The sequence below is a fragment of the Oribacterium asaccharolyticum ACB7 genome, from assembly GCF_000238075.1.
Lineage (GTDB): Bacteria > Bacillota > Clostridia > Lachnospirales > Lachnospiraceae > Oribacterium > Oribacterium asaccharolyticum.
In genome coordinates this window covers 405,364-431,133 of sequence record NZ_JH414506.1, presented here as the reverse complement: position 1 = coordinate 431,133, position 25,770 = coordinate 405,364, and the positions used below count along the sequence as shown (strand labels likewise).

The following is a 25,770-nucleotide window of genomic DNA, read 5'->3' as shown; positions in this document are numbered from 1 at the left end:
GGGATTTTTCGAGTTTGCTTTTATAAGAAACGGCGTGGGAAAAGTCGGAGATACCTTATCTTATTATCTTAATTGAGCCGCTTATTGATAGGAACACAATAAAATGATAGAATAGACTCGTGAAAAAAAGGTGGAATTCCACCTTAATTTTTTGAGAGGAGTTACATATGCAGATTAGACGTGGTTTTTATCTCCATAAAATTATAGAGAAAAAGGATAACGGTAGAGTAAAGATTATCACGGGAATCCGAAGATGTGGGAAATCTTATTTGCTTTTCCATTTGTATCGGGATTATTTGCTATCAAGCGGTATCGAAGATGGACAAATCATTTCGATTGCATTGGATGAAATAGATACGCTGGAGTATAGGAATCCGTTTAAATTAAATGATTATATCAAGGAAAAAACGCAGGATGAAACGAAAAAATACTATGTGTTTATCGATGAAATCCAATTGTCGATTGCTGTGAAGAATCCCTATCTTGAAAGCGACGAAAAGACGGTGACTTTTGTGGATGTGCTTTTAGGACTTATGAAGCGGGATAATTTAGATATATACGTAACGGGCAGTAATTCAAAAATGTTGTCCAGAGATATTTTAACTCAATTTAGGGATAGAGGAGATGAAATTCATATCAATCCTTTGTCTTTTGCGGAAGTTTGTGAAGTAGTAGAAGATAAGTCATTGGCATTCCAACATTACAGTATATATGGCGGAATGCCCTATATTTATAGTTTGAAAAGTGATGGGGAGAAAAATCGTTATTTAAAAGATTTATTTCAAGAAACCTATTTAAAAGATATTCTGGAAAGAAACAAGGTACAGAATGATAAAGAGGTTATGGAAGTATTATTGGATTTTACCTCTTCGGCGATTGGCTCTCTTACCAATCCCAGTAAGCTTTCTAAAAGATTTCTCTCGGAAAAACAAATTAAGATATCCTCCGGTACCATTTCGAAATATTTGGAGTATTTTAAAGAAGCATATTTGTTATCCCATGCAAATCGATACGACGTTAAGGGGGCTAAGTATTTTACCACGCCACATAAGTATTATTTTACAGATATCGGGCTAAGAAATGCCAGATTGAATTTCAGGCAAGTAGAAGAGACCCACATCATGGAAAATATAATCTATAACGATTTAATTCGTAGAGGATATAATGTGGATATTGGGGTAGTGGAATATGATTGCAAAAAAGACGGAAAGAGGCAAAAAATTCAGCTGGAAGTGGACTTTGTAATGAATAAAGGGCATGAAAGATATTATATTCAGTCTGCACTACACATAGACAGTAAGGAGAAGCAAGAACAAGAAACCGCTTCTTTAAAAAAAATAGATGATTCCTTTAAGAAAATTGTAGTTGTAAAAGATAATATTATCCCCCGACATGATGATGCAGGTATTTTATACATTGGATTGGAGAATTTTCTTTTGGATGAAAATGCAATAAATCTTTAACTGCTGCATAGTCATATCTTCGAATTACCACAAAAGTCCCTTGGAAAAGTTGTAATAACCGAGAAAAAGTCCCTTGAAAAAGTTTATTCTTATTCGATTCCTGTTTTTAAGAGGTACTAAATATCTTTTGTAAAGAACTTCCATTGCAAACGATTCTATCATCTTGAATAGAGTAAAAATTTTGTCAGTTGATACAAAAGAAAAAGAGAGCATTGTCAATATATTTTTCCATCGTTATGATAGAAGGCGATGGAAAAAATTTCATCAATTGTGTACACAGCAAAGATAAAAACGCAACGCATACAAAGAGCTATGCCAGAGCCGGTAGGTAGCCCGGCCGTCACAGAATCTTGTGGTAAGTAACCTTCCCCTCCGGGTTGTCCATTCTTTGTTCATAAAGTAATTTTGGAGGGACAAAGATGGACAAGATGACTTGTCAAATGACAGTGCTTTTTGAAGGAACTTTTTGGGTGGGCGTTTTTGAGAAAACAGAGGGAAATCGCCTATCCGTTGCGAAGGTGACTTTCGGTGCAGAGCCCAAGGACTTGGAGGTACGTGATTTTATCTTAAAGCATTTTTATGAGCTGAAATTCAGTCCGGAAGTCAAAACGCAAGTCAAGGAAAGAAAACAGAATCCGAAAAGAGCACAAAGAGAGGCAAAAAAACAATTGCAGCGTGCTGGCATCGGGACGAAGTCGCAACAGGCGTTAAGTTTACAGCATGAAGAGAACAAACAAAAGCGTAAAGAAAAAAACAGAGAACAAAAACGCATCGAGGAAGAACGGCAATTTATGCTGAAGCAAGCGAAGAAAAAAGAAAAACATAGAGGCAGATAACGAAAATAGTGAGGAATAGCATGGCCGCTTTAAAACTAAGCCTTATACAAAAATACAAGCCGGAAAATGCATATACCTATGTGTATAGCACAGGTTTTCTTTCAGGAGGTAGCGTTTTAAAGCAAGGCGCCGATTCCATAGAAGAAGGAAATGCCTTTATGTTTCATGCCTGTCCGGAGCAAGGGGTGAGAGCACTCATTTTAACAAGGAAGGAAGAAGCGCCGGAAGCCTACTCTGTTCTTGTCTTGTCCGAAATCGGCATACAGGAAATAGAGCTTGGGGAGGACTTCCTGGACCGGGAAAATGATCCGCTGCTTTTTTCATTTGGAAACGGCTTCGGGGTAATCAAGGCAAAGAAAGAAATTGTCTATTTTACCGGAGATTTTTCTTCGCCGGAAATCATCACGATTAAGAATGGATTTTTGCCCTTTAGCAAAGTGCTGCCGGACAATGCAAGAGAGCGGTACTTTCAGACTGTTTCAGAGGGAAGACTGATTCCCGTCTGCTTTGAAAGGGAAGTGTATTACGGTCTGTCCCGCTGTTTTGCCCTTTTAGACTTTGATCCTGTAAAAAAAGAAGCCAAGTGGAAATGCTTTTCGGAAATAGAGAAAAATGCCTTAACCCACCATGATGACAGGACGAAGGATGCTCCGAAAATCGACAGTTTAAAAATGCTAAATGATGTACTTTATGCCTATACTTCGGGAGAAAGCACAGGCTCAGTGAACAAATGGGGAATGGACTATTATGCGTTGGCAAAAATTTCCCCTGAGGGCAAGGTAAAAGAAAAGCTCTTTGAGTCGGAACAGTTGAAAACGGGAGGAAAAAAGTCCGGGGTGAACGGAACTTTCACCCATTCGGATTATCTCATTCTCACACCGCTTTTTAACAATGATGATTGGAAGGGAAAGCAGAAGCTCTTTTCTCTTAGTAAGCGAGAATATACGGATGTTATTATGCCAAGAGGCATGACAAAGCATAGCTTACACAACATTTGTGGAGAGCTTTGTCTCACCGCCCTGTATGATAGAGGACTGATAGAAATCGGGCTTTGCAAGATAGAAGGGATAGAGTAGAGAGAATAAGATCCAAAAAGGAAGAGTCTTTATGTAGGATTGGTCTGAAAATGGGGGATCTAAACTCGCCCTATATTCAGACCTGTCCTGCATAGAAAAGCCTATTGATTTTTATTCCCCCTTCTCCTTCTTCCTATATGCTTCCCATGCTTTTTTGTAAAAGATCCGCATGGACTCCCGACAATCATCCGGAGAAAGAATCACTGCCTCTTTTCCGAAGCGATGGAAATATTCTTCCAACTGTGTTTTTGGCCAGTTAAAATAAAGAGTATTTTCTTCTTTTTTTAATACATCCGGCCTGTTTTTAGTAATGAAATGAAACTTTTGCAGGCCCTTTTCCGTTAAGCGGACTTCGGCTTCAATTCCTTTGGATGTGGATTGAGGACTTCTTCCGGCAATTTCCTGGAGCTCCAGTTTTCGGCTTTCATTCGGAATGAATTTATCGGAAGAGCTATATAAGGCACGAATTCTTGAAATACGGAAGGATCTGGGTATGCCGGTTTCGTTGTCTAAGCAAAGAAGATAATTACACTGCTCCTCTTTGGATGCGGCAATACAATAAGGTTGAACCGTAAAAATAACGTTTGGAGCGGAAGTGGAAGTAAAACGGATAATACTATTTTTTCGAATGGCAGTGTTTAACTCCTCAAAGATATCTTGAAAGAGAATTCTCTCACGGTCTTTTCTGGAAATAGATAGGTAGGAGCTGAAAAAGTCATTAAGATACTGGGAGAGAGAAACCCGAGAGAGCATATTATTTTCAATAGAATGCATAATGTCCAAAGAGCGTCCGCTGACCGTTAAGGTGATGGCAGCGTTTCGCTCACTCTTGAATTCCGTATTTCGCATATAGCTGTTCATGATTTTATCCGCGATGGCATCGGCGTCTTCTCGGGAAATAGAAGAAAATGCACTGAGGTCGGATAAAATAGTATCGAGGAGCCTTTCCTTTGTTTCACGATATTCATCAAAATATTGGAGCAAAAGCTCCTTTAAAAATCCATTCAGATTCACCGAGCCGTCCTTCTTACAAAAATCAAAGAGCTCCGCATCATTCAAAAGGCGTAATCGCATCTCTTCCGGGATATAAATCTTGTACTTCTCTGTCATAATTCCCACCTTCTTAAAAGAAAAATCTCCAAATTAAATCCCCCACAATGGACTTGTTTAATATCATAATAATAACGAAAATATAGTGCTTATACAATAAATTAGGGGTTGAAAAATATTTATATTCCTCAGCTTTTTATCTCCTGAAAAACGATATATCATAAAGGCACGAAAGACACATACAGCAAGCAATTATGTTTGGAATTAGATCAAATGCGGGCGGTTAGTCCGGTGTGTCTTGTATAGCTTAGGATTATTCCCTAAGCAAAGTAAAACAGTCGGAAAGATACCTACAGCAAAAAATGTCATGGCGATATTTGGCTGAGATAGCCGGCGCAAGGCTGAGGTCCCGGAGCTTCCGGGGGCGTAGGATTGTTGGAGAATTGCACTCCAGGGATTACTAAGGTCCGAGCGCTTTCGGGGGTGCAACTCCCCCTGCTGGAAGGGGCGAATACCCCTTACCTTACAAAGTATCTTGTGGCTGTTTCTTTTTAAAAGGAGGTAGGAGCAATGTTTTTAGAGGACTTAAGAGAAGAAGAGAATCTGACATATACGGAGAATGGCGCTCTTACCAACAGGAGCACAAACTCTTACTGTCTGGATCTTTTTGCCACCATTGGTGCTTTGCGAAATGCTGAGGACAGTGAAATCATTTCCCGATTTATCAAGGCCTATACGGAAGACAGGAATTTAGCTATGAAAATTCTTTTCTTCGCAAGAGACATTCGAGGTGGCCTTGGGGAGAGAAGAGTGTTTCGGTCTATATGGAAGTGGCTTTCTCTTCATGAGGCGGAGTCCGTTCGAAAGAATATCACAAATGTTCCCGAGTATGGGAGATTTGATGACCTTCTTTCCCTTCTGGACGGACCTTGCGAAAAGGATATGCTTAGCTTCATAAAAGAGCAGTTGGATAAGGATCTTGCTGCCCTGAAAATCGGAGAGAGCGTTTCTTTATTGGCCAAATGGCTTCCTTCCGTGAATACCAGCAATAAGGATACCGTTAAAAGAGCCAAGAAACTTGCAAAAGCTTTAGGCTTTAGCGATACGGAGTATCGTAAAGTCCTTGTTTCTCTGCGGGCGGAAATAAAGTTGATGGAGAATTATCTTCGGGAGAAGGATTACTCTTTTTCCTATGAGAAGCAGCCCTCTAAAGCTTTGTATAAGTACAGACTGGCTTTTCTTAGAAATGACAGGGAGAGATATTCTGCCTTTTTGGATAAGGCGGAAAGTAATCCATCTGTAATGAATACAGGAACCCTGACGCCCTATGATGTCGTAGCATCCATTTTCCGTAGAGATATGGAGAAAGAGGAAATCACGGAAGAGGAACGTCGTTCTATGGACGTCACCTGGAAGTCTCTTCCTGACTATACAGGGGCGGAAAATGCTCTTGCGGTAGTGGACGGTTCCGGTTCTATGTATTGTGGCTGGGGCTCCGGTTATATGCCGGCAGCAGTGGCACAGTCTTTAGGGATTTATTTTGCGGAGCACAACAAGGGCTGTTTTCATAAGCATTTTATTACCTTTTCCGAAAATCCGAGACTGGTGGAGGTGCAAGGCAGAGATATTGTAGATAAACTTACGTACTGCGTAAGCTTTAATGAGTGTGCCAATACGGATTTACAGAGAACTTTTGACTTAATTCTGAAAACAGCTATTCAAAACAAGGCAAAGCAGGAGGAAATTCCTGAAAAACTCTATATTATTTCGGACATGGAATTCGATTATTGTGCGAACCATGCGGAAATGACGAATTTTGAGTGCGCAAAAAAGAAGTTTGCAAAGTATGGCTACAAGCTTCCGCAAATTGTATTTTGGAATGTGAACAGCAGAAATCAGCAGCAGCCTGTTACGAAAAATGAGCAGGGAGTGGCCTTGGTTTCAGGGACTTCTCCACAGATTTTTTCCATGCTGTCCGAGGGGATTCTGGATCCTTATTCCTTTATGCTGGAAACGCTGTCTTCCGAACGCTACGAAAGGATTTGTGCGTAGAGAGGATACAAAAAGCGGAAAGTGCTGAAAAAGAACAGCATTTTCCGCTTTTTTTATTAACAATATCGCTCGTAGAGCATATAGTATATCTTTTTTAGTTAGAACATTTCCGCAAGTTCTCTAGCTGAAGCCACCATGGACTTTATCTGTCGGGCGGTTTTCTCCATATTCCATTTTTTCCATGCCTTCTTATTCTTTGGGGGAGTGAATAAGGCCAAGTCGCTTTTCACTATCAAGTAAATTCGGTCGTCGTTTAAGGAAAAGCCTAACCCGGAAGAAATTTGTCTGTCAAACCAGGAAATCATAGTCGGTGTCAGAAATTTTCGCGCAGCCTGTTCATCGGTGCAGAAGATATTGTAATGTTCATTGTGGGTAATATCTTCTACATCGATTTTCTTTTCTCCGTCACAGGCAGGAAAATGCCCTCCATTTGTTTCTTTCCCCCACACTTTCTCCGTGGGAACAATTCTTAGCTGTCCTTCAAAATGAGAATGATATTGTAAAGTATAAATTTGCCCGTAGAATTCGTATAAACCTTTCCTGTCTTTTCCCTTTTGGGGAGAGTAAGCATATAAGTCGGTGATTTTTAGCTCGGGTTGCTCCTGCAAATCCAGTAAACCGGCCGGGTAGTAATAAGAAAAAATCGGCACCGCTTTTTTAAATGCATTTAGAGGAAGATTATTGTTCCCGTCAAATTCTGCCTTGGGAAGAATGATTCTCATCATTGGAGGGAGTATTCGATTCAAATAGACTTCCCTAGTATCCGGTATTTTTATTATTTTAAAAATAATACTAAGAATTGCGGCTATGATGTATAGACCAACGATAGCCAGGAGAGAAGAACAAACTATCACCCAAAGATACTTATTAAAAAGCAGAGATATGCCCTGAAATACGGTAAAGTGATTCCCGAGATATATCAGGATAGGCGAAACCAAAATACTTAAAAACGGAAGAGCGGAGAACAAGATAAGAAAAGGTAAGACAGGGCTTTCCTCGAGGTAGAAGCTTCTCTTCATTGCTTTTCGAGCTTTTTTGAATTTTGGAGACGTCCAAAGTTCTCTAAGCTTTTGCCGTTCTTCTTCTGTTAAATCAATTTGATGCATCGTTCTTCCTTTCTTATTTTGAGACATATTTTAAAGTTTTTTAAGTATAGCACAAGGAAGAAAATTCTGCGATAGAAGAGATAGAAAGAGTTTTATTAAGGGTTTGCGGGGGACTGGAGTACTTTCCTTGACAATCGATATCCCCAATTTATAGTAGGCGGAACAAGTGAAAGGAGTAGTAACTATGGCAAATTACAACATCAATACCATCTGTGTGCAAGGAGGCTATGAGCCGAAAAAGGGAGAATCCAGAGTGGTTCCCATTGTGCAATCCACAACCTTCAAATACGAGACTTCCCAGCAAATTTGCCAAGGCAGCACATAAGCATGGCGTACCATTAATTGTGGACAATACCTTCCCCACCCCGATTTTCTGTAGACCCTTTGAATGGGGAGCGGATATTGTAACACACTCCACCACAAAATATATGAATGGATTTGCGAACTCTGTTGGCGGTGCAGTTGTGGACTCAGGAAACTTTGACTGGGCGAAGTACAGCGAGAAATTCCCGGGACTAACCACTCCTGACGAAACCTACCACGGCATTATGAAAATGCCTTAGCTCTAGCAAAGCATTTAGAAAAGCACCCGAAGGTATCCTGGGTTTCCTTCTCCGGCCTGGAAAAGGACAGCCAGCATGAATTGGCTAAAAAATATCTGCCAAAGGGCTCCTGCGGTGTTATTTCCTTCGGTGTAGTTGGCGGAAGAGACGCGGCTGTAAAGTTTATGGATTCTCTGAAGCTTGCTGCCATCGTTATCCACGTTGCAGATGCCAGAACCTGTGTGCTGCACCCTGCATCCACCACCCACAGACAGATGAAATGGGGAAAATACCTGTTTTGCCGGTTTTTTTACTAGGCCTTATTATCTATTGACGGATGATTTAACCTTATACTATACTTTATGAAAATATGCCAAATACGCGGTTTATAGAAAGCCAAATACTCGGATTAAATAAAGCCAAACACTCGGATTATGGTCGGCTAAATACTCGAACCCATAAATATTTTCTCTAATAAAAACAATTTAGTCTTTGTATATTGGAAGTTATTTGGGATTTAAATTCTATTATCAAGAGGATTTTACTAGTAGGAGGAATCATAATGATAGAATATTATCCGAGGGTTTCGGATAGACTTTTGTTAGAACACTTAGAGTCGAAAGGGGCTGTGTTAATTGAAGGGGCGAAGTGGTGTGGAAAGACAACTTCTGCAAAACATGTAGCAAAAAGTGTTATAGAAATGGATAGCCCGGATAAGACGGAACAGTATCAGCAAATGGCGAGAATAAATCCTTTGAATCTTCTTATCGGCGAAGTCCCTCATCTGATAGACGAATGGCAGATTTCCAGTAATCTTTGGAATGCAGTTCGTTATGAGGTTGATCAGAGGGGAGAATTCGGACAATTTATTTTGACCGGGTCATCGGTTCCTGCTGTATTGGATGAAAGTATGCATACAGGAACCGGGCGTATCGTACGTATGCAAATGAGACCCATGTCTTTATATGAATCCGGAGATTCCAGTGGGCAAGTATCATTAATGGATTTGTTTGATGGGAAAGATATCTCCGCTGTAAATCATGATAGTATTGAAAAAATTGCTTTTTTAATATGTCGAGGCGGCTGGCCGACAGCTTTGAATCGAAGTGAAAAAATTGCTTTAAAGCAAGCGTTTGATTATTATGATGCAGTTGTAAAAGATGATATTTCCAGAGTGGATAATTTAAAAAGAAATCAGGAAAGAACAAAACGTGTTATGAGGTCTTATGCTCGGAATGTTGCGACACAATCTTCTTTGGAAACAATTAGAGCGGATGTTATCAGTAATGATATAGAAACCTTTGATAAGGAATCACTTTATGGATATTTAAATGCATTAAAGAAAATATTCGTTATCGAAGATTCTCCGGCATGGAATCCAAATCTGCGATCTAAGGTTGCCATAAGAACAGCCGATACAAGGTATTTCGTGGATCCTTCAATAGCGACAGCCGCTCTAGGAATTGGTCCCACGGATTTAATCAATAACTTGGAACTTATGGGATTAATATTTGAAAATCTATGTATTAGAGATTTGAGGGTATATACAGATGTATTAGATGGTAATGTATATCATTATAGAGATAAGAGTGGTCTTGAATGTGATGCGGTTCTTCATTTAAGAAATGGAAGTTATGGCTTGATAGAGGTAAAATTAGGTGGAGATAAGTTGATTAATGAAGGTGCGCAAAGTCTTTTGAAATTGGCAGATAAAATCGACACCGATAAAATGAAAGAGCCGGCATTTCTGATGGTATTGTGTGGCGTGGCTCCATTTGCTTATAGACGAGAAGATGGTGTGTATGTTGTTCCGATTACTTGCTTGAAAAATTAATGGCATAAAAAGTTCGTAAGTTATGCTACGGTTTTATGGAGGGGAAGAATCTATGAAAATCATCGAAAATAATAGAATCTTTGCTTTTGACGCTAAAAATGAATGTGTCGCGGAGGTGATGGACGGAGAAACTGTCCTTTTCCGTACCCACGACTGCTTTGATAACCAGCTTAGCGAAGAGGGAACCTGCATCGGCACTTTGAACTGGGACCGTATCAATCCTGCTACCGGGCCTGTCTATGTGCAGAATGCAAAGGTAGGAGATGTCCTCAAGGTGGAAATTCTGGAAATTGCTTTGGATAAGCAGGGCGTAATGTGTGCCCTTCCGGAGAACGGAGTCCTTGGCTCTTTGGTGAAAGAGGAGTCCGTAAAACGAATCAAAGTGGAAGACGGCAAGGTTCATTTTACCGATAAGCTTGTTTTTGATGTTACGCCCATGATTGGCGTTATCGGCGTTGCCCCGGAAAATGGTTCTATCAACTGCGGTACACCGGGCTGCCATGGCGGAAATATGGACAACAAGCGCATTAAAGTTGGGGCAAGCCTTTATTTTCCTGTATTCCATGACGGAGCTATCTTCTCTTTGGGGGATGTGCACGCTGCTATGGGAGACGGAGAAGTGATGGTCAGCGGTGTGGAAATTTCCGCGGAGGTGAAGGTAAGACTGTCCGTGATTAAGGGAATCCACATTGAAACACCTATGCTGGAAAATGAGGAAATTTGTGGTGTAATCTACTCCCACGAAGAGATAGAAAAAGCGATTTTCCATGCGGTACGCATCATGAATGAGAGAGTACAGGAGAATTTGGGGCTTTCCTTCAATGAAGCCGGCATGCTTCTCAGTGCGGTGGGAGACTTACGTTTTTGTCAGGTGGTGGATCCGGAAAGAACCGTGATGATGTGCGTGCCGAAGAAGGTCATGAAGAGCTTATTTTAATTTATTCTCTCCTTCACTAGTCTCTGCAGAAGAGGAATATTTTTCTCCATAAACCAGGGATTTTTCTTAATCCATCCATAATTTAAAGGGCTGGGATGTACCAGTGGAAAATCGATAGGGGAGGAGCAGCTTTCCGAGGAGGACGCTTCGTCCTCTATAGAATAGGAGTAAAGCAGTTCCTTTAAGGGAAGCTTTGCTCCTTTTTTATCGTAGTGGGAAATGGCATACTTCCCGATTAAAATCCGAAGCTCAATCTTGGGGAGCAGCGCCACAATTTCATCGTGATATTTACGCATAAAGCTCCGGGGAGGAAGGTCTCCGCCCTTTCCTTTTCCGGGATAATAAAGGTCCATGGGAACAATGGCAATGGACGCTCCATAAAAGATTTCTTCGGGAATCCCCATCCACTCCATCAGCCTTTTTCCGGAAAGGTCATGAAAGGGAATGCCGGATTTCTCTACCTTTCTTCCCGGTGCCTGCCCGACTAAAAGAATTTTCGCCTCTTTATGAAACTGAAAAATAGGCGGAATTCCCCGTTCGGTATAGCTTTGATTTTCCGGTAAATGTTCTATTTCTGCGATGATTTGCTGTAAAGCGGAATTCTGTTTGTTCATATTTTGGTAGTCCTTTTTTAAAATATCACCTAAAATACAAGAATAACACCTTTCAGCATAGGAAGAAAGCAATAGAATTTCTTTTTTTTGTGGCGGGAAGAAAGCGATAGAATTTCTTTTATTTTCCCTAGGAAGAAAGCAATAGAATTCCATTCATTTTGCTTTTAGAAGGAAAAGGAGACGTGTGATGTCCAACGAAACGGAAGATTTTGAACAGACCTACGAAGCACTCGAAAAGGAGAACTTTCCGGATGGAAAACGAATCAGATTCATTGCGGAATTAGGGGCCTCTTCGGATATAGAGGGGCATTTCCGACTGATTTGTCGGACTTGGAAAGAGGAGAAAAATCTGCGACTGGAAAGCAGTTTTGGCCGACATGGAGAAGAGGGGCTTCGTTTTTTACTTGAAAGACTTAAGAAAGTGGAAATATCCGATGCTTTGCTTCAGCGGGAGGAAGCCTCCGAAGAGCTTAGAGAAGCTGTGTTTACGGCTTATCTTCTTGCGGAAATTCTTTCGCAGGGAAGACATAGAGAGTATTTTTCTTCTTACTGCGAAGAACTCCTTCCCTTTCTCCTTCGATTTAGCGAAACGGAAGAGGATTTCCTTCGTGAGAAATGCCTAATTGCCCTGGGCTGGGTGGCCGGGGAGCGGGAGATTCCTTTTTTGACAAGGAAAATGCTGGAAGACCGGGACGCGTTTTGCCGAGCATGGGCAGCGAGCAGCCTTATGCAAATGTCTTTCCATAGGGTAAATGGAGCAATCTTACAAGAAGAAACGAAGAAAGATTTTGCAAAAGCAATCGAAGAAGAAAAGGATTTACAGGCCTCCGGCATCATGATAGAAGCGGCACAAACTTTATTTTCTAAAAAATGGCTTAGTGCGTCTGCGTTGGAAGCGGAAGACGAAGCGCAAATTGAAAAAGCAAGACGCTCTGCGCTACGGTTTTTGCTGAAGTAAGGTGTGGAAAGTCATGGATAAAAGATATTTATTGAGCTATATCGATTTAATACTCTTTTCATACTTTCAATATGGCTTTTTCCCATTCACGCTTTATGATTAATACGTTGACATTTCCTATTTGAAAATTTAACGGGTCAAAAGTGAATCACTTTTCTTGTAGGTGAGTTATCGCTGATTTTGATGCGTTTGATATGTATATTACTAAAATTTAAAGGAGAAGAACATGACAACTAAAAAAGTAGAAAACTTAATTATCGGATTCGGTAAGGCGGGGAAGACCCTCGCGAATTATCTGGGAAACAAGGGTGAAAAGACCGTTTTGGTGGAAAAATCCCCTCTGATGTACGGCGGAACCTGCATCAATGTAGGCTGCATTCCCTCTAAGTTTCTGGCGACCGCTGCGGATAGAAGAAGCTTTAGCGGAGGAAGTGATGCGGAATACTATAAAAATACCGTTTTACAGAAGAAGGCATTGATTGCTAAGCTGAAGAAGGCAAATTACGACAAGGTGGCAAGCAATGAAAATGTTGAAGTGCTGGACGGACTGGCTTCTTTTAAAGATGAGCATACCGTGCAGGTTAGGAATGGCAGCGAGGTATCTGAAGTTTATGCGGAGCGCATCTTTGTCAATACCGGCGCAAGACCGTTTATCCCAAGTGTTCCCGGTTTGGAAGTCGGAAGACGCATTCATACCAGCGAAACGCTGATGGATCTGGAAGAATTCCCGAAGAGCCTGGCGATTCTTGGAAGCGGATTTATCGGACTGGAATTTGCGGCGAGCTATGCGAAGTTCGGTACAAAGGTCACGATTATTGACCAAGGTGATAAGATTTTACCGAGAGAAGATGAGGATGTAGCGAAGGAAGTATTTGCATCTTATCAGGGATTAGGTGTGGACTTCTTCTTTGGCGCGGCGCTTCAGCAGGTATCGCAGGATGAAAATGCAGTTCACCTTTCCTACACGGTAAATGGAGAAAAGAAAGAACTTTCCGTAGATGCCTTTCTCGTTGCGACCGGACGACAGGCGAACACGGAAGAGCTGCACTTGGAAAATGCGGGTGTGGAAGTTTCCGAAAGAGGCTTTATCAAGGTAAATGAACACCTGCAGAGCAATAAGGCGCACATTTTTGCAATGGGAGATGTTAACGGAGGTCCGCAGTTTACCTATGTTTCCTTAGATGATTTCCGAATTGTGAAGAGCTTTTTGGATAATCAGGGAAGCTACGAAAGAAAGAATCGCCAGCCGCTTGCTTTCTCCGCCTTTCTTCATCCGACATTTTCCAGAGTGGGACTCAGTGAAAAAGAAGCGAGAGAAAAAGGCTACAAAATTAAAGTGGCGACCTTACCGGTTACCGCGATTCCCAAGGCGAAAATCCTCGGAAATCAAACCGGACTGTACAAGGCAGTTGTAGATGCCGAAAACAATCAGATTTTGGGCGTGACCTTGTTCGGTGAAGAGTCCCACGAAGTGATCAATATCGTAGTTTTAGCGATGATGACGAAGCAGCCCTACACGGTGCTTGGGAACCAGATTTTCACCCACCCGACCATGGCGGAAGCGCTAAACGATTTGTTCGGGGCGGTAAAATAGTTCGACAGAACTAGTGCATGGTTTATGTTGTGAAAAATAGAAAAAAGGAAAAATTATGTCTCCAAAGCCCATGGAAAATCGCTTGAAAAAGTACCAAATCCTTAATGGCGCTCAATTAAAATATATTGCGTTTCTTTCCATGCTTCTTGACCATGTAAATAATGCTTTGCTAGTACCAATTTTAGAAGGGAAAGGCTTTTTGCTTCAGGTATCGAATCTGCTTTCGATTCTGGGGAGGATTGCCTTTCCCCTCTTTATGTTCTTTTTAGTGGAAGGATTTTTTAAGACGAGAAATCGGATAAAGTACCTTCTGACTCTTTTTCTTTTTGGCGTAATTTCCGAGGTCCCCTTTGATTTGTTTACCTCAAAAGTCTTCTTTAATCCAAATTGGAATAACATGATGTTTACTTTGGCCTTATGTCTTAGTGGTATTTGGATCATCGACAGTTTCAAAAGGAAAATTCCGAACAGAATTTTATGGTACGGATTTTCTTTGCTTCTTGTGGGGATTTTTAGTATTTTGGCAATGTTTTTGAGCCTGGACTATGATTTCCATGCAGTAATAGTGGCTTATCTTTTTTATATTTTCTATAAAAAACCCCTTTGGGGCGCAGGGCTTGGATTTCTGTCTATCATAAAGGAGATTTATTCTTTTCTGGGATTTGGATTATGCCTAACGTATAATGGGGAAAGAGGAAAACAGAGTAAGTGGCTGAATTATGCATTCTATCCGGTGCATCTTTTGATACTGGGGCTTTTACGCTTGTATTTCAATATATAGCTTTTTAATACTAGGCTTTTCAAAATAGCCTTTCAATATTTAGTAGATTAGCGTTTGCTTATTTTATTTAAAAGATAGTTTTTACTTATGCGATACTGAAATTTAGACTTTCGCTAGTTAGTTATGGAGACTTTTATAACTATTTGTGCCGCCTACTGAATGTGCTGGAATGGAGATTGCTATGAGATTGATTGTTGCATTTTTGTATTTTGTTGGAGCTATGTTATATTCTTATCTGGTAAGATTGATTCATCATTTGAAATACAAGGACAAGAAAACTGAACATGATGCAAATTTTTATACCTTGAAAAAAATAGCAAGAAAAATGCTCAAATTATTAGGCGTAAAAATAGATATTCAAGGCTGTACCATATATGATGAACCCGTGGTTTATATTGGAAATCATAGAAGTAATTTTGACAGCTTAATAATGGTTGCAATAATGGAGAAACCATTGATTTTCATTGGAAAAAGTGAGATTAAAAAATTTCCATTTATTGGTAAATGGTTTCGGGATATAGGATGCTTGTTTTTAGAACGAGATGATATCAAAAAGTCAATAGAAGTTATTAATCAAGGCATTCAAAGAATAGAAAACGGGTATTCAGTCGTTATTTTTCCGGAGGGAAGAAGAACGAAGGAAGACGGTGTGGAGGAATTTAAACCCGGTAGTTTTAAAATGGCTTTTAAGGCAAATGCGCGTATTGTTCCAGTTTCATTCTATAATTCAGAGGAGTGTTATGAGCGTTTTCATAGCTTTCGCCCGGCTAATGTGAGTATTCGTATTGGGGAAATTGTTAATCCAAAAGCACTTGAACTGAATAATACTGTACAGATGGCAAAATACGTACATACGGTGATTGCTCAGATTTATGAAGAGCAACGTATACACCAATGATGGCATTATTGGCTTTTTTTAAAAATGATTATTTGCTGTACCTGAAGGAGTAATTTTAGAACGTATGAATAGAAGATCAGATTCTTCGTTTAATTTTCTATGAAGGTGATAGCACTGCATTTTTGCAGTGCTTTTTTTATGAGAGAAATCTTGAATTTTAGCTAAAAAAGTATATATTGGTATTAGCTAATATAAAAGAGAGGTGATACTATGATAGGAAATACGGCAACCGCTACAGCAACAGAGATGCAGAACAACTTTGGCAGGTATCTTGCTATGGTTCAGGAGGGCAGTGAGATTATTGTCACAAAAAACGGTAAAGAGGTGGGCCGATTTATTCCGCGAGAAAGGGCGATATCTTATTTAACGGATTCTCTTGTAGGGATACTGATAGGTGATACGGATATAGATAAGGCGAGAGAAAAAAGTTTGAAGGAGAAGTATGAAGTTACTAATTGACGGAAATATTCTTCTGGATGTGCTTCAGAGAAGAACACCCTACTTCAAAGACTCTGTTGGAATCTGGAAGATCTGTGAGACGAAGCAGGTGGAGGGGTATGTTTCAGCTCTAACTTTTGCCAATCTGGTTTATGTGATGCGAAAAGAATTGGATGCAGAGAAAATAAACGAAGTTTTAAAGCAACTTTCGCTCATTTTTATATTTGAGAATCTTAATGTAAGCGATATGAGTTCGGCCGCAGAAATGCAATGGGATGATTTTGAAGATGCCATTCAGTCGGCTACAGCGAAGAGGATTCATGCTGATTATATTATTACAAGAAATGAGAGGGACTTTAGGGAAAGTGATGTTACAGCACTGACCGCGACAGAGTTTTTGTCAAGGTTGTGAGGGGTGTGGATTCCTTTGGGGTTCTTGACGCCCGAATAAGGTGGCAATGATTGAAAAGGACTTGGGGAATAAATCTATGGAAAGGAAATGTGAAACCGTAGTTGTTCCATGCTTACTAAAAAAAGAAGTAGCAGAACGGAGCTGATGATGAAGCATCCACTTACGGCAAAACTTGGGGAATAATAACTTCTCTTTTCCTTCGGGGAGGATCCTAAATTCCAATATTGTGTCAGTTCTTTCATCACAAAGCAGATGACAAACTGTGCTTTTCCGCAGTTTAAAAGTGCGGAAGAAATAGCATGGCTTTGGGAGTGAAAGAACAGATAGGTAAAGAAGCTTAAAAGAAGCATTCCGAGAAGAAAAAAACGGCTCCGCTTTAGTCCGTCATAGTTCGTCCTATCTTCTAATTTAACCCGGTGAATTCGATCCTGCATATTCTGCCCGATACGATAAAACCAATCCGGTACTTCTTTTTTCTGCTTAACGGCAAACTCCAAAAGAAGATAAAGATAAAAAGAGAAGCTGTAGGCAAGGCAAATGATAAAGGCAAAGAATAAATAGAACAAATAATAGCCCATATAATCTTAGCTCCCTTCTATAGTTTTTTCTGTATTGGAATCGCTCAAAGGTATGAAGGATTGTGTTCTTAACGAGTATCGCTCGCGAAGCGTGCCACATCACGCTTGGGCATTTCTCCTAGTGGAACCCATTATCTCTTTGGATTATTAGAGCGGATTCTTCGTTTGATTCCCCACGAACCAGTAATCACAGATTGTGCCTCCTGTCGCCAGCGTTTGCTCTCTATGCAATACTCCTTTGTTTCGTTCAACCGCGATGTGGTCAATGTCACAGCACAAAGGTAATAAATCAAGATAGCCATTTTCTCTTGCGAATTTTTCCAAAGGGCATCTTGTAAAGTGATAATAAAAGCCGTCCTTATGTCGCTTTTCATCAAAATGAAAATCCCAGGTTTTGTCCTGATATTCCGGATGCGCCTCCGCCCATTCTTCCGCCTTATGCATCCTTTCGGCAAATTTCTTCATGTCCGTCTCTTTATTAAAATCTATGGAGCTCATGGCTTTTCTTATGATGCGATTGTCCATAAATGCAGCGATTATTTCTCTAAAATCCTCCACCGAAAAGTTACCGGCCCTGCATACTGCCAGAAAAACATAGGCGGAGTAAATATTGTGCGCCATAGGGTTCTTCTCTCCGACATCTTCCGTGTTCTCCAGCATTTCCCGGTATAAGATACGTCCTTTTTGTAAGCTTTCCCTCGTCTTATCCTTTCCGAACTTTTTTATCATCGGTTTTTTCAAGAATAAACTGAATAAGTTAAAATAGATTCCTTTGTATTTCATTACACTCACCTCGCTAAACTTCTTCATCAATGTAGTTCAGGTTCTGCTATTTAGTACAAACCGTATGAGCTACATAACTCTAGGAATAAAACATAATGAGATAACATAATGATAGAACAAGAAATATTGCATTAGTTGCGTTTAACTAATAGTAGCTTAACACTTTCAGCCATTTTGTCTATGTTGAATTTTCGTTTCTTCATCCTGATTGTTTAAGACAGGATATTTAACTTTTATAAATTCTATGTTGCTTCTTATTTCTTAATAGACCATAGGTAATGACTTTGGTTTTGTAAACTTCGCAGATTTACCTGTATAATGGAGTTAAACAGTAATAGGGATTACCGCATATAGAGGGAGGTCATCTAATGGCTACGGTTTCATTAAAGACTGCTACTAGAGAGGATTTGCAAGCCATATGGGAAATGCAAATAAAGGCTTTCTCGGAATTATTGGATAAATATCAAGACTATGATATGAGTCCCGGTGCAGAGGGGCTGGAGAAAATCATTGCAAGGTACAAACAGCCTTGGACTGTTTACTATTTTATTGTTGTTGAAAATGAAAATGTTGGAGTCATTCGTGTGATTGACAAGAAAGATACTAGTAGAAAACGAATCTCTCCAATCTGGATTATGCCGGAGTATAGGAATAAAGGATATGCCCAAGCGGCAATTTCTGCGGTAGAGAAAATACATGGTTGCCATCACTGGTGCTTGGACACAATACTGCAAGAAGCAGGAAATCTTCATTTGTACGAAAAGATGGGCTATCATCTGACCGGAAGAATGGATAAGATTAATGATTGTATGGACATTGTCTTCTATGAAAAAGATTAAAGATAAGTTTTAAGTTCGGATTTCTCAACCGGCTTTCTATTCTGTTTGTCCCGTTTCCGGATAAAAGTCCATCTTGGAAACACACTCTGGTTTAAAAATGATGTATAAACTTTCAATAAGGTAGAGTGCGCTATGATTATTTTATTGCGTTCCATAACATAAAATACTAGGATGTTTTTTGAGAAATAAAGTAAATAGTATAGCAGTTGGGCAATGTAAGATAATAATAGGCAAAGTAAGAGATGATCAGAGCAGGTAAGTATAGGTCTAAAATTGCCGGATCGGCAGTAGAAATTATCAATACATTCGAAAGCTAGAGGTAGAGATTATGAAGCATTTTTCATGGATTCTCAGAATCTTTCATATTTTTATATTATACACTTGGATTGCTTTTATCATCCTACTTCCGGCAAACCCTGTTTTCAGTATACAGCTTTATGTCTTATTGAATATCCTATTTGCCCTTGTGTTTACCGGTTTTTTAATCACTCAGATTGTGGAGGCTTTTAAAATTTTTAAAAGAGGGGATAGTGAGCGGTGCATAAAGGCTTTCCTTTTCTTTAAATACAGTTCTCTGCCTGCCGTACTGATTTTTTTGGCAATCTTTCTTGTGGTCTTACTTGGCGGAATAGGGCTTTCCTTTGTGATGCTGGTACTACCGGCCACCCTATTCATTGCTCCCTTTTTCTTCGCCATGAGCTTAGTTGTTGCACCACTTTTCCTCGGAATATCGTTTATGGCGGGATTAGCAGGACTTTGTTATGCCATTTGTCTGATTTTACTGAGCAGAAAAGAAAAGGGCTGGACTTTGGGACAATGTATCTTGCACTTTATTTTCCAGTGCATTCCCGGCTTTGATATATTGGATGGTCTGTATATTACGGTGCGATATTGGAAGAGGGGGAAAATTTTATCTATAATCACTGCGATTTGTGCTATCTTGGGATTGAAGTTTATATTATTTATGCGTTCTTAAACAAAGACATTATGCCGTTCTCAAGCAAAGATATTATGTATTCTTAAAGAATGACAGTAAAGATAGCATTTTAGAAAGAGAGACAAGATGAGAAATTTATGTTTTTTATTGATCCCAATGGGAATTGCACTATTGATTGTCAGCATTAGAAACATTATCCGCTTTGCGAAGGCAGAGCTATTCTTCGAAATGCCCTGTTTAGAGGAAGAGGGAAGAGTTTACCTTCCTCAGGGGAAATACGGGATTTGGCTTAGCGGGAAGAAATTCACGAAATCTCCTCTTGGGAAAATCGGTTTCCAGCTGGTAGAGGAGGCGACAGGGAACAGAGTCAATCTTGCTCCCAATTTGATGCGGACCAGCGTAAGCGGGTTTAGGGAAGCAAGGGTGGAACTCTACTCCTTTTACGTGGAAGAGGGAAATTATACCTTATCTTTAGATGGAGAAGGAAGTGTCAGAGAAAGAATAGAGGCTTCCATAGGAAACCTCCTTATCAAAAAGCCTGTGGATTTCAGCAGCTTTACCGTACAGATTCGAAAGGGAAGTTCTTTTGCTATGTTTTTCTTGTCTGTTTTTGGTATTAATATTGCTATTTGGATGATTCTTGGAGGGATTATGCTTCCCTTCCTATTGGCTGAAGCAGGATATTAATGCATTTCCCTTGAGTGCGAATTCCGTAGTTGGTAAGAGAATAATCTGCATGAAATGTTATGCCGAGGGATGGCTTTTCCATAACGAATAGTCGACGGTTTGCCTGCTTAGCAGATACAATTGCTCATTTCAGACTTCGAGGTGTTTCACGGGCTTGTACGGAAATTCTACATATTGACGTAAAGAGCCAGCAGGAAGACGGAAAAAAATGCCGCTCCACGAACTGCATTGGTAGTGGAGTAGATATGATAAGCGTCTTCGGAAGAACTGAACTGCATTCTAAGAAGGAGCAAGATTGGGTGGACTATTAAAGCCACGATGATTGTAGCAAATGGCATTTTCATGCATTGATAGAGAGCGGCATAAGCGTCTCCGTTCTTATGGTATAGAAAAACAAAGGTCAAAACATTGACCAAAAGCCAAAGAAAGAGAAATAAGTTGGCATCCCGAAGAGCGGCGGAATTCGTTGCATTTTCATATTCAATATGCACTCTTCCCTGAAAAGCTTGCCCGAATTTATAAATCCACTGAGGGACTTCCCGCTTTCTTATTACGCCGATAAGGAGTCGCAAATAGATATAAAAGGTGAGAAGAAAAGAGAGGCAAACAATAAGGCCGAAAAAAAATTCAAAGTTAAACAAGTTCATTTTCATTATCCTTTACTGATAGAATCATTCCCAAATCGACTGTTGAGCGCGGATTCCGTAGTGGAATACAACGCCATTTGTATCAAAATATGCATAAAGACTATAGTTTTTCCATAATGCATAGTCTTTTGTTTGCATAGTCAAAACATAATAGCTCTCATTCTGAATTTCTTTATAGTTAGCGGGTTTTAAAGAGAAAATATCCGTGATTTTTTTGGTTTGAAAGTCGGAAAGGGAGAGTGCAGCTAAGTTCACCCGGTTAAATTGGACTTCTGCTAATTGGGCGCAATCTTCGGGGATTTCATAATAGGTAATGGTACAATTCTTTAATGCATCCTCGTTCTTCCAAGTAGGGGTCACACTCATAAAACCGTAGGATTTTCCGTCCTTTGTAATTTCCAGATATTCACCGTAATAAAAGGGGTCATTTCTTTTGTTGGTGACTTTACTTTCAGCGCTTTTCCCTGTAAAAGAAAATCCCGCATCTAAAAGTGCAGAGGCTTTTGTGCTGCCGATAGTCAATTTCGTCTCGTCAATTTGTGCGGCTAGGGGGCTTTCCGGAAACCCCATGGTAGAGACAAAGGAAGCCAAAAGGGAGCCGGAGAAGAAGGCTACCCAAGAAAGTGCATTGGTTGTGGAATACCAACGACGGGCTTCCCGTGAAGAATGAAAAGTCATTCTAAAAAACTGAAAGAGGGAATGAAGTATCATAGCTAAAAGCAGGATAAGGAATTGCAGTTTACAACATTGATAGACAGCTGCATAATAGTTTTCGCTTTTGTAATACAAAAAAGTAAAGATTAGAACATTGGAAAGAAGCCAGGAAAAAAGGAAAATGTTGGCATCTCGAAGGGCTGCGGAAGTCGTTGCATTTTCATATTCAACACGAACTCTACCCTGAAAAGCCTGCCCGAATTTATAAATCCACCTGGGGACTTCCCGGTTTTTCTTTACGCCGTATAAAAGCCGAAAATAAATATAAAAGGTAAGGAGAAAAGAAAGGCATACAATAAGAGCGAAAGATAATGCAAATCGAAAAGAATCCACTTTTCCTTTCTCCTTTCCTATAGAGTGTTTTTCTTAAGCAGTGTCGTAAGCGAAGAGGAGCCTTGGCATTTAGCATCTGTTAACGAAAACAGTATAACATTTTTATGAAGGGGACGAAAGAAAATAAACTGCGAAGCATAAAATGAAAAAATAGGAATCCCTCAACGAAAAAAGAGCGAATCAAACAGTGAAAAACCACAAAGCTCAAAATAAAAAAATACTAAGCACGCAATGAAAAACTTACTCTATTTCAGGCAAAGCATGGTAAAATAAACCGATTATTTTTGAAGCGTATAGCAGTAGCTTTTGGGAAATAGCGGATTTTTGCCATTTATAATTAAAATTCACATATTTTTTACTATAGATTATTTAATAGGAATTCGGAAATTGCCAAAAGAATTTATTTAATAGGAGTGAGAGACTTGCTGAAAATCTTTATTTTAGAGGATGAAAGAATACAACAATCCCGCATTGAAAAGGTGATTAAGGAGCTGATTAGTAGGAAGAGCTTATCTTGTAAGACACCGGAAATCTTTGGAAATGCCGGGCAGCTTCTTACTGCGATTACGGAAAGAGGTTCTCATCAGCTTTTCTTTTTGGATATTGAGATTAGAGGAGAGGAAAAGAAGGGGCTGGATATTGCGAAAGAAATTCGAAGCAGGGATCCCAATGCCACTATCGTATTTGTGACAACTCATTCGGAATTTATGCCGATTACCTTTCGCTATAAGGTTTCGGCACTGGACTTTATTGACAAAGCTTTGGATGAGGAACATTTTTCCGAGCGTGTGGAGTCGGCTATTGAGTACACGTTGGAAAAACTTGGCGCTACTGTATCGGAGGATTCTTTCAGTTTTGAAACGGCCATGGCCAGAGTGCAGGTTCCTTTTCATAAAATTTTGTATTTTGAGTCTTCGCCTACCGTCCATAAGGTGATTTTACATACCAAAGAGGAAAGAATTGAGTTCTATGCAGGGCTTTCCGACCTGGAAAAGGCGGATTCCAGACTGTACCAATGCCACCGCTCCTTTGTGGTCAATCCGGAGAACATTGTGAAGATTGATAAAGAGGGGAAAATGGCGATATTCGAGAATCAGGAGAGCTGTCTGATTTCCCGTATGAAGTATAGAGGACTTCTGGAACGGATGAAGTCGATGAAGCAGTAAAATATTTTCAGAGAGGAGAATGTATGGAATCTATGATCAATCTGACAATTGAATATGTGAAAATCGTCAATGTGATGCTATTCTATCGTCAGATTAGCGATGAAAATATGCCTCTCTGGTCTTTTCTCCTTGTTCCGGTTCTTTTTGAGTTATTGTTCTTCTTTTTTCCGCCCTTTGCTTTCTTCGGGTATTTTGTGAGCTTCGTGCTGTACAGCTTCTATCGAAATCGGGAGAAAGACGGAGGGCTGAAACTTTTTTACGGCCTTTATCCTATTGTTTTAGAAAGTCTGCTGGGAAGGCTGCTGGCCTTCTATGTTTTTCCGTTCTTTGGCATTTCCGTTTATAATGAGGCGAGTATCGGCGGATATGATCTTCTGATTGAACTTCTGGTTTTCCCCCTCTATCTTGTTATTATAAAATCCCTGAAAATCAATTTTCAGGAGCTGAAGAAAGGCTTTGCGCGTGGTTTTTTTCGCCGTTTTTTACTGCCGATCAATCTCTCGATGATGGTTTACACTGTTTTGATTACAGCCTTTTTGATGTTGCGTGACAGATTTTCTTGGGCGGACAGCCTTCGGGGACAGCTGAATAATCTCTATATCATTATCTTTTTCGTGGTGCTTTTATATATCAATGCCGTTTCCAAGGAAAGACTGGAAGCGGAAGTGCTGGAGCAAAAGGACAGTGAGCTAAAGGCGCTTTCCGAATACAGTCATCATGTGGAGGAATTATACGGAGAGATTCGCAGTTTTCGCCATGACTATATGAATATCTTAACCAGCTTGAAGCTGGGAATTGAGCGGAAAGACTTTGACAGCATTCAAAACATTTACAATACGGTTCTTAAGGACAGCGGAAAGCCCTTTTATAGCAGTAAATTTGACCTTGCAAAATTAAGTCGGATTGAAAATGATGCGGTAAAAAGTGTCTTATCCGCGAAGCTCCTGGAGGCCCAGAGTAAGGGGATAGAGACTTCTGTGGAGATAGAAGAAGAGATTTATGATTTTCAAATCGAACTGCTGGATTTTATCAAGATTCTTTCCATTCTCTGTGACAATGCCATAGAGGGATGTCTTACTGCCGAAGTTCCGAAAATCGCCATCGCCTTGATTCGTGAAGAGAGAACGCTCATTTTGGTGGTGGAAAACAGCACAAAGGCGGAAAAACTGGAGCTTTCTCCTATTTTCGAGAAGGGGTATTCCTCTAAGGGAGAAGGCAGAGGACTTGGTCTTTATAACGTGCATACGATTTTGGAAAAATACCCGAAATCCCTCATCAGTACCCGCAGCGCTAATCATCTTTTTTCTCAAACCATTCAGTTTTGTAAATAGACCTTGGAAGCCTTGTCTAAGGTCTATTTTCGTGCGCTTCTTTGTGCGATACTCCTTTCAAAAATCTTTTTTTGCTTCTATACGATGTTCTTTCAGTCTGGCTTTTTCAGAAAAATACCGTTCGCGACAAAAGAATTACCGTTCGCGACAAGCTTATTTTCTCTTCCGGCATACGTTCTATAATGAGCCTCGTAAACAAAAAAGAAAGGGAGGTTCACTTAGATGTTTAGAGTAGATGAAATCAAGAAGTCCTTTAAAAATAAAGAGGTACTAAAAGGTGTTTCCTTCTCCATAGAAGAAGGAGAAAAGGTCGCTTTACTGGGGAATAACGGAGCGGGAAAAAGCACGCTGATGAAAATCATTGCCGGTCAGTTGGAGGCAAATTCCGGTACCGTGAAAACGGCGCTGGATTATCAGACAGAAATCGGTATGATGCCCCAGGGCGATATTTTGATCGAGGATTTGACGGTTTCGGATTTAGTACAGCTAAAAAGTGCGATGAATCGAATTGCAATAGATGTGGATAAAGCCTTGGAAAAAGTTTCCTTGCAGGATTTTAAAAAGCAATATGTGGGCGGTCTTTCAGGCGGGCAAAAGAGAAGACTTTCCTTACTACTCAGCATTTTAAATTCTCCGAAGCTGATTTTTCTGGATGAGCCAACCACCGGAATGGACCTGGAATCCGTAGACCGGTTTTGGAAGCTTCTGGAGAAGGAAAAATATACTTCCGTGATTGTTACCCATGATTTTAACCAGATTGATCACTTCTTTACAAAGGTGATGATTTTAAAGAATGGACGAATTGCTGCAACGGAATCCGTAGAAGAGATTCACCGGCAGGGGAAAACGATTGAAGAGTTTTATAGAGAAAAGGTTGAAAAGGAGGCCTAAAAATGATTAGTATGATTCAATTAAAGCAGGTGTTACGAAACAGAAGATTTGTCTTGTTTACGATTCTTCTTCCGCTGGCTTGGTATATGTTTTTATACAATATTCAGGCGAATATGCTGCCGAATATTATGCTGGGGATTGCTGTATTTATCGGTATCATCGGAAACAGCCTGGCAACCTTTAGCAAAAGAATTTCCTCCGACATCGGTTTTTATTCCTTTGAATCCCGATTTTCCAACTACGGAATCAAAAACTTTCTTTTGGACCAGACCT

General features: G+C 40.1%; 25 protein-coding genes and 2 pseudogenes. 20 read left to right on the top strand and 7 right to left on the bottom strand.

Translation table 11 applies throughout. From position 1 onward, the window contains the following. The first annotated feature begins 167 nt into the window (after positions 1 to 167). The 3 genes from HMPREF9624_RS09960 (at position 168) to HMPREF9624_RS09950 (ending at position 3,375) form a co-directional block, all read left to right on the top strand. Positions 168 to 1,463 carry an ATP-binding protein gene (locus tag HMPREF9624_RS09960; RefSeq protein ID WP_009537631.1) on the top strand — a complete coding sequence of 432 codons (1,296 nt, stop codon included), beginning with the start codon at positions 168 to 170 and terminating at the stop codon, positions 1,461 to 1,463. 419 nt (positions 1,464 to 1,882) lie between these two features. Then, on the top strand, positions 1,883 to 2,299 hold the full coding sequence (locus HMPREF9624_RS09955; protein ID WP_009537630.1) for a YjdF family protein: 417 nt from the start codon (positions 1,883 to 1,885) through the stop codon (positions 2,297 to 2,299). A gap of 20 nt (positions 2,300 to 2,319) precedes the next feature. Further along, positions 2,320 to 3,375, top strand: coding sequence for a hypothetical protein (locus HMPREF9624_RS09950; protein WP_009537629.1), 1,056 nt, complete (start codon positions 2,320 to 2,322; stop codon positions 3,373 to 3,375). 111 nt (positions 3,376 to 3,486) lie between these two features. On the opposite strand, the gene HMPREF9624_RS09945 is transcribed toward HMPREF9624_RS09950, so the two are convergent. After that, the gene (locus tag HMPREF9624_RS09945; RefSeq protein ID WP_009537628.1) at positions 3,487 to 4,485 is read right to left on the bottom strand and encodes a WYL domain-containing protein; all 999 of its coding nucleotides are present in this window, start codon (positions 4,483 to 4,485) and stop codon (positions 3,487 to 3,489) included. A gap of 510 nt (positions 4,486 to 4,995) precedes the next feature. On the opposite strand from HMPREF9624_RS09945, the gene HMPREF9624_RS09940 reads away from it, so the two are divergent. Next, positions 4,996 to 6,477 (top strand): DUF2828 family protein, encoded by a 1,482-nt coding sequence (locus tag HMPREF9624_RS09940; protein WP_009537627.1) that lies wholly within the window; start codon positions 4,996 to 4,998, stop codon positions 6,475 to 6,477. A gap of 98 nt (positions 6,478 to 6,575) precedes the next feature. Here the strand turns inward: HMPREF9624_RS09940 and HMPREF9624_RS12055 are convergent, their stop codons facing one another. Next, a complete protein-coding gene (locus tag HMPREF9624_RS12055) occupies positions 6,576 to 7,223 on the bottom strand; it encodes a DUF3137 domain-containing protein (protein WP_242822645.1) in 648 nt (215 codons plus the stop codon). 544 nt (positions 7,224 to 7,767) lie between these two features. Between HMPREF9624_RS12055 and HMPREF9624_RS12335 the strand changes: the two are divergent. From HMPREF9624_RS12335 to HMPREF9624_RS09920, 3 genes and pseudogenes are all read left to right on the top strand, one after another. Further along, a pseudogene (locus HMPREF9624_RS12335) lies at positions 7,768 to 8,403 on the top strand (PLP-dependent transferase); the annotation flags it as partial. A 284-nt stretch (positions 8,404 to 8,687) separates the two neighbouring features. Then, on the top strand, positions 8,688 to 9,959 hold the full coding sequence (locus HMPREF9624_RS09925) for an ATP-binding protein (protein WP_009537624.1): 1,272 nt from the start codon (positions 8,688 to 8,690) through the stop codon (positions 9,957 to 9,959). A 52-nt stretch (positions 9,960 to 10,011) separates the two neighbouring features. Further along, on the top strand, positions 10,012 to 10,896 hold the full coding sequence (locus HMPREF9624_RS09920) for an acetamidase/formamidase family protein (protein ID WP_009537623.1): 885 nt from the start codon (positions 10,012 to 10,014) through the stop codon (positions 10,894 to 10,896). On the opposite strand, the gene HMPREF9624_RS09915 is transcribed toward HMPREF9624_RS09920, so the two are convergent. Then, complete coding sequence (locus tag HMPREF9624_RS09915; protein ID WP_009537622.1) at positions 10,893 to 11,510, bottom strand: uracil-DNA glycosylase family protein; 618 nt, start codon at positions 11,508 to 11,510, stop codon at positions 10,893 to 10,895. The two genes, HMPREF9624_RS09920 and HMPREF9624_RS09915, sit on opposite strands and share 4 nt — an antisense overlap. A 187-nt stretch (positions 11,511 to 11,697) precedes the next feature. On the opposite strand from HMPREF9624_RS09915, the gene HMPREF9624_RS09910 reads away from it, so the two are divergent. From HMPREF9624_RS09910 to HMPREF9624_RS09885, 6 genes are all read left to right on the top strand, one after another. Then, complete coding sequence (locus HMPREF9624_RS09910) at positions 11,698 to 12,468, top strand: HEAT repeat domain-containing protein (RefSeq protein WP_009537621.1); 771 nt, start codon at positions 11,698 to 11,700, stop codon at positions 12,466 to 12,468. Positions 12,469 to 12,694: 226 nt separating this feature from the next. Continuing rightward, on the top strand, positions 12,695 to 14,062 hold the full coding sequence (locus HMPREF9624_RS09905; protein WP_009537620.1) for an FAD-dependent oxidoreductase: 1,368 nt from the start codon (positions 12,695 to 12,697) through the stop codon (positions 14,060 to 14,062). A 55-nt stretch (positions 14,063 to 14,117) separates the two neighbouring features. Continuing rightward, positions 14,118 to 14,843, top strand: coding sequence for a TraX family protein (locus HMPREF9624_RS09900; protein WP_009537619.1), 726 nt, complete (start codon positions 14,118 to 14,120; stop codon positions 14,841 to 14,843). A 181-nt stretch (positions 14,844 to 15,024) separates the two neighbouring features. Continuing rightward, positions 15,025 to 15,741: a lysophospholipid acyltransferase family protein gene (locus HMPREF9624_RS09895; protein ID WP_009537618.1), complete on the top strand. Its 717-nt coding sequence runs from the start codon at positions 15,025 to 15,027 to the stop codon at positions 15,739 to 15,741. 210 nt (positions 15,742 to 15,951) lie between these two features. After that, a complete protein-coding gene (locus HMPREF9624_RS09890) occupies positions 15,952 to 16,200 on the top strand; it encodes a type II toxin-antitoxin system Phd/YefM family antitoxin (protein ID WP_009535092.1) in 249 nt (82 codons plus the stop codon). Then, positions 16,184 to 16,591 carry a type II toxin-antitoxin system VapC family toxin gene (locus HMPREF9624_RS09885; protein ID WP_009535091.1) on the top strand — a complete coding sequence of 136 codons (408 nt, stop codon included), beginning with the start codon at positions 16,184 to 16,186 and terminating at the stop codon, positions 16,589 to 16,591. Before HMPREF9624_RS09890 ends, HMPREF9624_RS09885 begins: the two co-directional genes overlap by 17 nt. Before the next feature lie 74 nt (positions 16,592 to 16,665). On the opposite strand, the gene HMPREF9624_RS09880 is transcribed toward HMPREF9624_RS09885, so the two are convergent. Together HMPREF9624_RS09880 and HMPREF9624_RS09875 are read right to left on the bottom strand one after the other, a co-directional pair. Next, positions 16,666 to 17,169 carry a hypothetical protein gene (locus tag HMPREF9624_RS09880; RefSeq protein ID WP_009535090.1) on the bottom strand — a complete coding sequence of 168 codons (504 nt, stop codon included), beginning with the start codon at positions 17,167 to 17,169 and terminating at the stop codon, positions 16,666 to 16,668. A gap of 147 nt (positions 17,170 to 17,316) precedes the next feature. After that, positions 17,317 to 17,952, bottom strand: coding sequence for an L-2-amino-thiazoline-4-carboxylic acid hydrolase (locus HMPREF9624_RS09875; protein WP_009535089.1), 636 nt, complete (start codon positions 17,950 to 17,952; stop codon positions 17,317 to 17,319). A 368-nt stretch (positions 17,953 to 18,320) separates the two neighbouring features. Here HMPREF9624_RS09875 and HMPREF9624_RS09870 point away from each other — a divergent pair, with 368 nt between their 5' ends. The 3 genes from HMPREF9624_RS09870 to HMPREF9624_RS09860 all read left to right on the top strand — a co-directional run bounded on the left by HMPREF9624_RS09870 (position 18,321) and on the right by HMPREF9624_RS09860 (position 20,415). Next, positions 18,321 to 18,791, top strand: a complete 471-nt coding sequence (locus HMPREF9624_RS09870) for a GNAT family N-acetyltransferase (RefSeq protein ID WP_009537617.1) — start codon at positions 18,321 to 18,323, stop codon at positions 18,789 to 18,791. A gap of 328 nt (positions 18,792 to 19,119) precedes the next feature. Further along, a complete protein-coding gene (locus HMPREF9624_RS09865) occupies positions 19,120 to 19,767 on the top strand; it encodes a hypothetical protein (RefSeq protein WP_009537616.1) in 648 nt (215 codons plus the stop codon). A gap of 87 nt (positions 19,768 to 19,854) precedes the next feature. Beyond that, a complete protein-coding gene (locus HMPREF9624_RS09860; protein WP_009537615.1) occupies positions 19,855 to 20,415 on the top strand; it encodes a hypothetical protein in 561 nt (186 codons plus the stop codon). A gap of 167 nt (positions 20,416 to 20,582) precedes the next feature. On the opposite strand, the gene HMPREF9624_RS09855 is transcribed toward HMPREF9624_RS09860, so the two are convergent. After that, positions 20,583 to 21,062 carry a hypothetical protein gene (locus tag HMPREF9624_RS09855; protein WP_009537614.1) on the bottom strand — a complete coding sequence of 160 codons (480 nt, stop codon included), beginning with the start codon at positions 21,060 to 21,062 and terminating at the stop codon, positions 20,583 to 20,585. A gap of 24 nt (positions 21,063 to 21,086) precedes the next feature. Continuing rightward, positions 21,087 to 22,109, bottom strand: coding sequence for a hypothetical protein (locus HMPREF9624_RS09850; protein WP_009537613.1), 1,023 nt, complete (start codon positions 22,107 to 22,109; stop codon positions 21,087 to 21,089). A 413-nt stretch (positions 22,110 to 22,522) separates the two neighbouring features. Here HMPREF9624_RS09850 and HMPREF9624_RS09845 point away from each other — a divergent pair, with 413 nt between their 5' ends. The 4 genes and pseudogenes from HMPREF9624_RS09845 to HMPREF9624_RS09825 all read left to right on the top strand — a co-directional run. Further along, a complete protein-coding gene (locus tag HMPREF9624_RS09845; protein WP_242822644.1) occupies positions 22,523 to 23,275 on the top strand; it encodes a response regulator transcription factor in 753 nt (250 codons plus the stop codon). 23 nt (positions 23,276 to 23,298) lie between these two features. Beyond that, positions 23,299 to 24,606, top strand: a complete 1,308-nt coding sequence (locus HMPREF9624_RS09840) for a sensor histidine kinase (RefSeq protein ID WP_009537611.1) — start codon at positions 23,299 to 23,301, stop codon at positions 24,604 to 24,606. A 222-nt stretch (positions 24,607 to 24,828) separates the two neighbouring features. Next, positions 24,829 to 25,497: an ABC transporter ATP-binding protein gene (locus HMPREF9624_RS09830; protein WP_009537610.1), complete on the top strand. Its 669-nt coding sequence runs from the start codon at positions 24,829 to 24,831 to the stop codon at positions 25,495 to 25,497. 2 nt (positions 25,498 to 25,499) lie between these two features. Further along, positions 25,500 to 25,770, top strand: a pseudogene (locus HMPREF9624_RS09825) (ABC transporter); the annotation flags it as partial.

Coding starts and splice junctions, on each gene's coding strand:
- HMPREF9624_RS09960 (WP_009537631.1), top strand. CDS start 168: ATGCAGATTAGACGTGGTTTTTATCTCCATAAAATTATAGAGAAAAAG.
- HMPREF9624_RS09955 (WP_009537630.1), top strand. CDS start 1,883: ATGGACAAGATGACTTGTCAAATGACAGTGCTTTTTGAAGGAACTTTT.
- HMPREF9624_RS09950 (WP_009537629.1), top strand. CDS start 2,320: ATGGCCGCTTTAAAACTAAGCCTTATACAAAAATACAAGCCGGAAAAT.
- HMPREF9624_RS09945 (WP_009537628.1), bottom strand. CDS start 4,485: ATGACAGAGAAGTACAAGATTTATATCCCGGAAGAGATGCGATTACGC.
- HMPREF9624_RS09940 (WP_009537627.1), top strand. CDS start 4,996: ATGTTTTTAGAGGACTTAAGAGAAGAAGAGAATCTGACATATACGGAG.
- HMPREF9624_RS09925 (WP_009537624.1), top strand. CDS start 8,688: ATGATAGAATATTATCCGAGGGTTTCGGATAGACTTTTGTTAGAACAC.
- HMPREF9624_RS09920 (WP_009537623.1), top strand. CDS start 10,012: ATGAAAATCATCGAAAATAATAGAATCTTTGCTTTTGACGCTAAAAAT.
- HMPREF9624_RS09915 (WP_009537622.1), bottom strand. CDS start 11,510: ATGAACAAACAGAATTCCGCTTTACAGCAAATCATCGCAGAAATAGAA.
- HMPREF9624_RS09910 (WP_009537621.1), top strand. CDS start 11,698: ATGTCCAACGAAACGGAAGATTTTGAACAGACCTACGAAGCACTCGAA.
- HMPREF9624_RS09905 (WP_009537620.1), top strand. CDS start 12,695: ATGACAACTAAAAAAGTAGAAAACTTAATTATCGGATTCGGTAAGGCG.
- HMPREF9624_RS09900 (WP_009537619.1), top strand. CDS start 14,118: ATGTCTCCAAAGCCCATGGAAAATCGCTTGAAAAAGTACCAAATCCTT.
- HMPREF9624_RS09895 (WP_009537618.1), top strand. CDS start 15,025: ATGAGATTGATTGTTGCATTTTTGTATTTTGTTGGAGCTATGTTATAT.
- HMPREF9624_RS09890 (WP_009535092.1), top strand. CDS start 15,952: ATGATAGGAAATACGGCAACCGCTACAGCAACAGAGATGCAGAACAAC.
- HMPREF9624_RS09885 (WP_009535091.1), top strand. CDS start 16,184: ATGAAGTTACTAATTGACGGAAATATTCTTCTGGATGTGCTTCAGAGA.
- HMPREF9624_RS09880 (WP_009535090.1), bottom strand. CDS start 17,169: ATGGGCTATTATTTGTTCTATTTATTCTTTGCCTTTATCATTTGCCTT.
- HMPREF9624_RS09875 (WP_009535089.1), bottom strand. CDS start 17,952: ATGAAATACAAAGGAATCTATTTTAACTTATTCAGTTTATTCTTGAAA.
- HMPREF9624_RS09870 (WP_009537617.1), top strand. CDS start 18,321: ATGGCTACGGTTTCATTAAAGACTGCTACTAGAGAGGATTTGCAAGCC.
- HMPREF9624_RS09865 (WP_009537616.1), top strand. CDS start 19,120: ATGAAGCATTTTTCATGGATTCTCAGAATCTTTCATATTTTTATATTA.
- HMPREF9624_RS09860 (WP_009537615.1), top strand. CDS start 19,855: ATGAGAAATTTATGTTTTTTATTGATCCCAATGGGAATTGCACTATTG.
- HMPREF9624_RS09855 (WP_009537614.1), bottom strand. CDS start 21,062: ATGAACTTGTTTAACTTTGAATTTTTTTTCGGCCTTATTGTTTGCCTC.
- HMPREF9624_RS09840 (WP_009537611.1), top strand. CDS start 23,299: ATGGAATCTATGATCAATCTGACAATTGAATATGTGAAAATCGTCAAT.
- HMPREF9624_RS09830 (WP_009537610.1), top strand. CDS start 24,829: ATGTTTAGAGTAGATGAAATCAAGAAGTCCTTTAAAAATAAAGAGGTA.